Annotated in this window: 7 protein-coding genes and 2 pseudogenes; 4 read left to right on the forward strand and 5 right to left on the reverse strand. The window is 51.5% G+C overall.

Going from position 1 to position 6,940, the window contains the following annotated elements:
* Positions 1-289, reverse strand: a pseudogene (locus tag ACESLU_RS09595) (dihydroorotase); the annotation flags it as partial.
* A 183-nt stretch (positions 290-472) separates the two neighbouring features.
* On the opposite strand from ACESLU_RS09595, the gene xseA reads away from it, so the two are divergent.
* From xseA to ACESLU_RS09610, 3 genes are all read left to right on the forward strand, one after another.
* Positions 473-1,675, forward strand: a complete 1,203-nt coding sequence (xseA, locus tag ACESLU_RS09600) for an exodeoxyribonuclease VII large subunit (RefSeq protein WP_372638413.1) — start codon at positions 473-475, stop codon at positions 1,673-1,675.
* A 103-nt stretch (positions 1,676-1,778) separates the two neighbouring features.
* Positions 1,779-2,252: a hypothetical protein gene (locus ACESLU_RS09605; RefSeq protein WP_372638415.1), complete on the forward strand. Its 474-nt coding sequence runs from the start codon at positions 1,779-1,781 to the stop codon at positions 2,250-2,252.
* Positions 2,253-2,333: 81 nt separating this feature from the next.
* Positions 2,334-3,068: a Mut7-C RNAse domain-containing protein gene (locus tag ACESLU_RS09610; RefSeq protein WP_372638417.1), complete on the forward strand. Its 735-nt coding sequence runs from the start codon at positions 2,334-2,336 to the stop codon at positions 3,066-3,068.
* A gap of 174 nt (positions 3,069-3,242) precedes the next feature.
* On the opposite strand, the gene ACESLU_RS09615 is transcribed toward ACESLU_RS09610, so the two are convergent.
* Positions 3,243-4,271 carry an aldo/keto reductase gene (locus tag ACESLU_RS09615; RefSeq protein ID WP_372638419.1) on the reverse strand — a complete coding sequence of 343 codons (1,029 nt, stop codon included), beginning with the start codon at positions 4,269-4,271 and terminating at the stop codon, positions 3,243-3,245.
* A 354-nt stretch (positions 4,272-4,625) separates the two neighbouring features.
* Here ACESLU_RS09615 and ACESLU_RS09620 point away from each other — a divergent pair, with 354 nt between their 5' ends.
* Positions 4,626-5,606, forward strand: a complete 981-nt coding sequence (locus ACESLU_RS09620) for an HNH endonuclease (protein WP_372638421.1) — start codon at positions 4,626-4,628, stop codon at positions 5,604-5,606.
* Positions 5,607-5,796: 190 nt separating this feature from the next.
* Here the strand turns inward: ACESLU_RS09620 and ACESLU_RS09625 are convergent, their stop codons facing one another.
* The 3 genes and pseudogenes from ACESLU_RS09625 to ACESLU_RS09635 all read right to left on the reverse strand — a co-directional run.
* On the reverse strand, positions 5,797-6,204 hold the full coding sequence (locus ACESLU_RS09625; protein ID WP_372638423.1) for a VapC toxin family PIN domain ribonuclease: 408 nt from the start codon (positions 6,202-6,204) through the stop codon (positions 5,797-5,799).
* Positions 6,201-6,455, reverse strand: a complete 255-nt coding sequence (locus ACESLU_RS09630) for a type II toxin-antitoxin system Phd/YefM family antitoxin (protein WP_372638425.1) — start codon at positions 6,453-6,455, stop codon at positions 6,201-6,203. The genes ACESLU_RS09625 and ACESLU_RS09630 overlap by 4 nt, the downstream gene beginning before the upstream one ends.
* Positions 6,456-6,527: 72 nt before the next feature.
* Positions 6,528-6,940, reverse strand: a pseudogene (locus ACESLU_RS09635) (hypothetical protein); the annotation flags it as partial.

Raw genomic sequence — 6,940 nt, forward strand, 5'->3', positions numbered from 1 at the left:
TGCAGGCCACTTCCGTAAACCCGCCAAACGCCGCCGCCGCGCAGCCCGTCTCAATGGTTTCCTTGTGTTCATAGCCCGGCTCGCGCAGGTGCACGTGCATATCCATCCATCCCCCGGAGAGATAGCTGCCGCCGGCATCGTGGGTTTTCTCCTGTTCGGAGGCTTCGAGTCCCGCTGCAATTTCCGTTATTATGCCATCCGCAATCCGGATGTCCACCGTTTCCGAGCCGTCGAAGCCGGCGCCGACCGGCTTCACATTTTTCAATAATAAATTAGGTGTGTAACTCATACAAACTTTCCGTTATTTTTGATGGTGAATATACGTTTTTTGAAGTGAATTGTATAACAGCTATAACATCCATCCATTAAATCGCAACTTTGAAATCAAGCCTTCCGTATTCGGCAGCCGGTTTTCAGTAATATACCGCGCTGATAGCCGGCTGCAGGAAGCTGATCACCAGAACCCTTACGTATGTCGCAATCGGATCTTTTTACGCCTAAAACGCTTTCTGTTTCTGACCTCACCGAAGATATAAAACTGCTCCTCGAAGGCAACTTCATGGATATCAAGGTGGAGGGGGAGGTCAGCAACGCCTCCACCAGCCGCAGCGGACACACCTACTTTACGCTCAAAGATGAAGACGCCCAGCTCTCCTGCGTGATCTGGAGCGGCATCAACCGGCGGCTGAAGGCGGAACTCACCGACGGACAGCAGATCATTGCCGGCGGCGATATCCAGGTCTATCCCCCGCACGGGAAATACCAGCTGATCGTGCGCTCGGTGGAGCAGGCCGGCATCGGCGCCCTGCAGGAAGCCTTCGAGAAACTGAAGTCCCGCCTCAAAGAAGAGGGCCTTTTCGAAGACCGGCACAAAAAGCCGCTGCCCCGGTTTCCCTTCGACATCGGGGTCATCACCTCGGCCACCGGGGCCGCCTTCCACGACATCCGCGATACCCTCGAGCGCCGCTGGCCCCTGGCGACGGTCCACCTGCACCATGCCAGCGTACAGGGCACCAACGCCGCCCCGGAGCTGGTCCGGGCCATCGACTGGTTTGCCGCCGCCCCGAAGCCGGTTGACCTGCTTATTGTGGGGCGCGGCGGCGGCTCGCTGGAAGACCTCTGGCCCTTCAACGAGGAAGCCGTGGCCCGGGCGCTGCACCGCTGCCCCATACCGACCATCAGTGCGGTGGGACACGAGGTCGATTTCAGTATCTCCGATTTTGTGGCCGATGCCCGCGCCGCCACTCCTACGCAGGCAGCTATTTTAGCAACGCCCGATATCAACGAAGTGCGCATGTTTGCCGACGACCTCTCTACGCGCCTGCACGCCGCCGTCGAGGACCGGGTGGCGGACCAGAAAGAGCATGTGCGTCAGCTGGTGCAGTCGCACGCCCTGCAGGCGATCCGGCAGAAAGTGGCCAACCTCGGCGAGCGTATTGGGGGACTGACCCAGCGGCTGCACCACCGCCAGCAGATGCGCCTGCTGCAGCAGCGGGAGCAGGTCAGCACCCTGCGACACCGCCTGGAAATCCAAAATCCCAACGCCCCCCTGGAGCAGGGATACACGCGCGTCCGCCAGGATCACGAGTGGATCAAAACGCTGGAGGCCTTTGACCGGGATACCCCCGCGACCATCGAGTGGCAGGACGGGGAAATTGAAGTGGGAAGTAAATAGGATTACGTACCAACGCATTTAGTCCTTTTATTATAGCTGCACATCCCTTAGATTTATTTTATTGTCTTCCGTTCAGGCATCATCCCAATAAATTTCCGCGCCCATGTTTACCCAGTACCGGATACGGCTTGAATACAAAAACCGCCAGCGGCAAATATTAAACGCCCTGCTGGCACTGGCCACGGGACTGCTTACCCTCGCCTATCCCAACTTCCTGTACCTTATTGCCGCGAGCTACCTGGTCGCGCTGGGACTCCTGTTTATCACTTTTAGAATTCCGTCCACCCTGGCGGCCCTCCCCATCGTCGCGGGCGTTATCATCTTCATCTTTCCCGAACTCATCCCCGTGACTTTCGCCGTCTTCCTGGGGCTGTTCGGCTTTATCCTGCTGATGGGATTTCAGTTCGCCCTTATCGGCGTGCTCACCCTCATTATCGCCGTCCTCATTTTTATGAATCCCGACTCGGTGGCCTACCTCATTGCCACCTTCCTGCTCTTGTATTCCATTTCCAACCTGATTCGTTTCTATCAACACCGAAAAGGCGGCCCCGACGACGAACCGGTGAGCGTTCAGTAACCTTTGCAGTCATTTGTCGGATAATATTTGTTATTATTTTATTTATCTGTTACTGGTCCGCAAACAACCTCAGCCACTCTTATGATAAGCGTTACGCTCCGCTTTTACGGGGATCTGAATGAACTGCTTTTTACCGGGTGCGAAGAGACGCCCTTCCGGCGCCGTCTCCCGGGTACTACGTCCGTAAAAGATCTCATCGAAGGATGCGGAGTGCCCCACACCGAGGTGGATCTTATTCTGATCGACGGCGAGCCCGCGGATTTTACCCGGCTGATCAGGGGCGGTGAATACGTCAGCGTTTACCCCTTCTTTGACAGCATGCCCCTTCCCGAAGCGGATCGCCTGCAGCAGGTGCCGTCCCACTCCCGCTTCCTCGCGGATGTCAACCTCGGTAAACTGTCCCGCTATCTGCGGATGGCGGGCTTCGATACGGCCTATCGGAATGATGCGGGGGATGCCGACCTGATTGAACAGATGCAGGAGGAACTTCGCGTGCTGCTGACCCGCGACCGGAAGCTGCTGATGCACAAAGTGGTCGACCAGGGCTACCTGCCGCGTTCCGATGATCCCGCCGAGCAGCTGCTGGAAGTGATGCGGCGGTTTGACCTTTTTGAGAAGGTGAAACCCTTTTCGCGATGTCCCCATTGCAACGGCGTGCTGCAGGAGGTTCCCAAAGAAGAGATCATCGACCGGCTCGAGCCGTTAACCAAACGCCACTTTGATAGGTTTTCGCAATGTCCCGGCTGCGGCCAGGTCTACTGGGCGGGTTCACACCGGCGGCGGTTAGATCCGAGAGTGCGCAAAGTATTAAATTGAAGATGAAATCATCTCACATCATCAGCGACTGAACCAGGATACAGGTCATAAGATGCAGGATTCCCACCTGCGCATAAAAAAAGAGACTTCCGTGCACGGGCACAGAGGAACACGATGCAGCCCTTTGTGGTTCTCCACGCCTTGTCTGTGGTCCTCAATAAAATGTCTCCTCTTCTATTCGCCGGGAATACGCTCGGAGCCCTGGCGCTCGACCATCCAGAACGGGTACCGGTCTGGTGTTGCGGATACCTCGTCCAGTTCCTCCAGCTCCTCTTCGCCGAGCTGCAGATCGGCAGAGCTGATATTCGACTCTAACTGCTCCATGTTCTTGGCCCCGATAATGGTGCTGGTAACGCCCTGCTGCATCCGTACCCAGGCCAGCGCTACTTCCGCCACGGTGGCATCATGCTCTTTCGCAATATCCTGCATGACTTCCACGATATCGTAGGCCTGATTTTTATTGATGGGCGGGAAGTCGAACTCATCGCGGCGGGCACCGCCCCCGGCTTTTTGATTTTCCCGGGTGTACTTGCCGCTCAGGAATCCCCCGGCCAGCGGACTCCACGGCATGAAGCCCAGCTCCTCCGACTGGCTCAGCGGCAGCAGGGCATCCTCCACGTCACGTCCCGACAGCGAGTAGAAATACTGCATCGCCTTGAATTCCTGCCAGCCCTCCCGGCGGGCGATGCCCTGCGCCTTCATGACCATCCAGGCCGGCCAGTTGCACACCCCGATGTATCGGACCTTCCCAGTCTCCACGATATCATTCAGGCTTCGCATAACATCGCGGATGGAGGTCACCACATCCACCCCGTGGACATACAGTATATCGATATGATCAAGCTGCAGCCGCTCGAGGCTGTTGTTGACCGAATTGAAAATATGGAAGCGTGAGAGTCCCCGGTTGTTGGGATCATCGCCCATCGTCCCGCGTACTTTCGTGGCGATCACCAGCTCCTGGCGATTCAGCTGCAGATTTTTGATGCTGTTGCCCAGGATAGTCTCCGACTGCCCGAACGAATAGATATTGGCCGTGTCGATAAAATTGATGCCCGACTCTACCGATTTCTTGATGAGGGCATCCGCTTCGTCCTGCGTCTGTTGGCCAATGGCTTCCCAGTAGCCCTCCCCTCCGAAGGTCATGGTGCCAAAGCAGAGTTTAGAAACCAACAATCCCGTATTACCTAATAAATTGTATTTCATGATGAAAAAATGATGTCTGTTGAAACGTTATAGATTTAAAAAAGAGTAGGTCAATACCAACAGCAAATCCCGGTGTACCATTCCTTTTGGGGGATAAAAGGGCAGTTGTTTTTTTGGCGTCGGAAGCAGATATTGAATATCCTCTGACTTTCTCCTCTGGATCTTCTTTTGGTAGCCAATTCTTCAAAACCTTGAGGAGAGGGGATTTTTGGTTGAAGTGATGAGAGGGATTTTAAATGTATAGGCAGAATGAAAGACGGCTACTGCTCGGGTTCGTTTAAAACACAATCTGATTTTTTGCTACAATAAAAGTATTATGGTTTTGGCACGGGGAACCGGAGATTATTGTATAACATGAGAAAAGAAGACATACTGTCATCCATACAAAGCTTAAATGCCAATAAAGATTCCACTACCTGGGATCAACGAACTTTCCTACTGGCTCCCCACAAGCCTTTTTTACTTTTGAGTATTATCGATGGCATTGAAAGTGGATGGATAACCGACTCCAAGATTACGCTTTCCCAAGATCTAGTAGAGACCTTCTTCCGGTACTGGAACCAGATTATGGGAGAAGAACGAAAAACCACAATTGCCCTTCCCTTTTACCATATGCAAAGTGAGCCGTTTTGGGAACTCAGCTATAAAGACGGGAAGAAACCGTATAAAAACTCCCCTTCGCTGGGTGGGCTGATGGATCGGGTGGCTTATGCCCAAGTTGATGATCAGTTATTTTCCGTGATGCGTGATGAAGACGAGAAAAAAGTTCTCACAAAAGCTTTACTGCAAACTTATTTTGCGGATGAGGTTCACGGTGAAATACAGAATATTCATCAAATAAATACAGGGGCATATCGATATGTCAAGCAACTTGAATTACTGGCAGCCGAACCTTTTCGGAAATATCATGCCGAAAACGATCACACTTCTTCTTATACGTGGCAAAGAAAACAACAACGTAGACACGGTTTTAGATTAAAAGTTCGTGAAAGCTATGATCACCGGTGCGCCATCTGTCGGGCTAAAGTTATAACACCCAATGGCCAATCATTGATAGAAGGGGCTCATATCATTCCCTGGAGTGAAAGCAAAAATGATGATCCCAGAAATGGAATAGCTCTTTGTAAAACACATCATTGGATGTTTGATACCTATCTTCTAACCGTACTTCCTGATTATAGAATCAAGCTCTCCTTGTGGCTAAAACAGGAAGGAGAAAAAATTGATCAGACTCTGGCATTGGATAAGAAAGAAATTATGATACCCGAGGAACAGCGTTTTTTGCCAAGTGAAGAAGCATTAGAAGAGCATTCCGAGCAGTTTGTGAATAATTAATTCTATATGGATTTAGACAAACAATTACGATTGGCAGCATTTAACTGGTTGACGGAACAAGTTGAAAGGCATGGTGATGTGTTAAACCGAAATAAGTTAGCCAAGGGGTTTAAGTTTAAGGGAACCAGAATACCACTGGTTTCTCCACAGGGAATCTTTAAGCCAAAACAGCTTGAGTTACCTCTTACAATTACCACTTCTCCAAAAGGACCTTATACAGATAGTTTCGACGAGAATGATTTCTTGCTATACAAATATCGCGGGAAAGATTCAATGCATCGTGATAATAAGCCGGCAGCGGCGTACCTCTTTTTTCTGCTTCCGCTAAAACCTTTCCCCATTGATTGACCTCCTTAAGCGTGACATCTAATGCTCTGTTTTTGAATCGATGAAGCAGATCTTCATTTATCCAGTGAGTGAGCTTTCGTTTCTTTTTAGAGGATGGAAGTCTTTCAATTCCTTTTCGCAGCTCACCAAAAGTGATCACACTCAGGTACAGATCAATTTCATTATGATCTGAGAACCATTGGATCACATTTTTGTCGGGTTTCGATTTTGTGAGCTCAGAAATACAACAAGTATCGATCAGATAGCTCATAATGAAATGTCCCGAGCCGGGGATTTATCCCGTTCAACGTCCAATGCTACCGAAGCCAGCGGTGATTGTTGAAAGAACGCTACCAGGCTCGTTTCAGGTCGTTCCATCTTTTTATAGTCTTCAACAGAAATCACCACTACACTATCTTTTCCATGCTTTGTTACCGTTTGCGGACCTTCTTGCGTTGCCTTCCTGACCACTTCGCTGAATTTGTTTTTTGCCTCCTGGAGTTGCCACTTTTTTAATTCCATATCTGCCTCCTCTTAGTTTATGTCTAGTCTGTCTATAACATAGATAATACAAACCAAAAGAAGAAAGAAAAATTATTCCCTGACATCCACTTCCACCTCGGTATAATAAAGAGAAGTCGTGGCTTCAAATCCCGACCGGGTCCCGACCAGCAGCCAAAGTCCGCCCTCGGCGTCGGTCGTAGCGGTTCGGCTTTCCCCTGAAAGCGTCTTGACCTCATACTGCCATCCCTCCTCGCATTCCCGGGAATTGGCCACGTCACCGATCTCGGTGAACCGGTACCAGCTCTGGGCCTCTCCCTCATATTCTTCTGCGAGGTTCAGGCGATAAAATCCCGGGTCGCGGCTGTCATCCACCCTGTGGCCGGGCTCCGTTCCGGAAGCGTCAACATGTACGGTCACCGCTTCCCCCGGCGGGCCGCCTACGCCTGCGCATCCCGATGGAGCGTCGGTGGCAAACGATACGTCAAACGCCAGCTCGTACGTAG

Source organism: Fodinibius sp. (assembly GCF_041642155.1).
GTDB lineage: Bacteria > Bacteroidota > Rhodothermia > Balneolales > Balneolaceae > Fodinibius.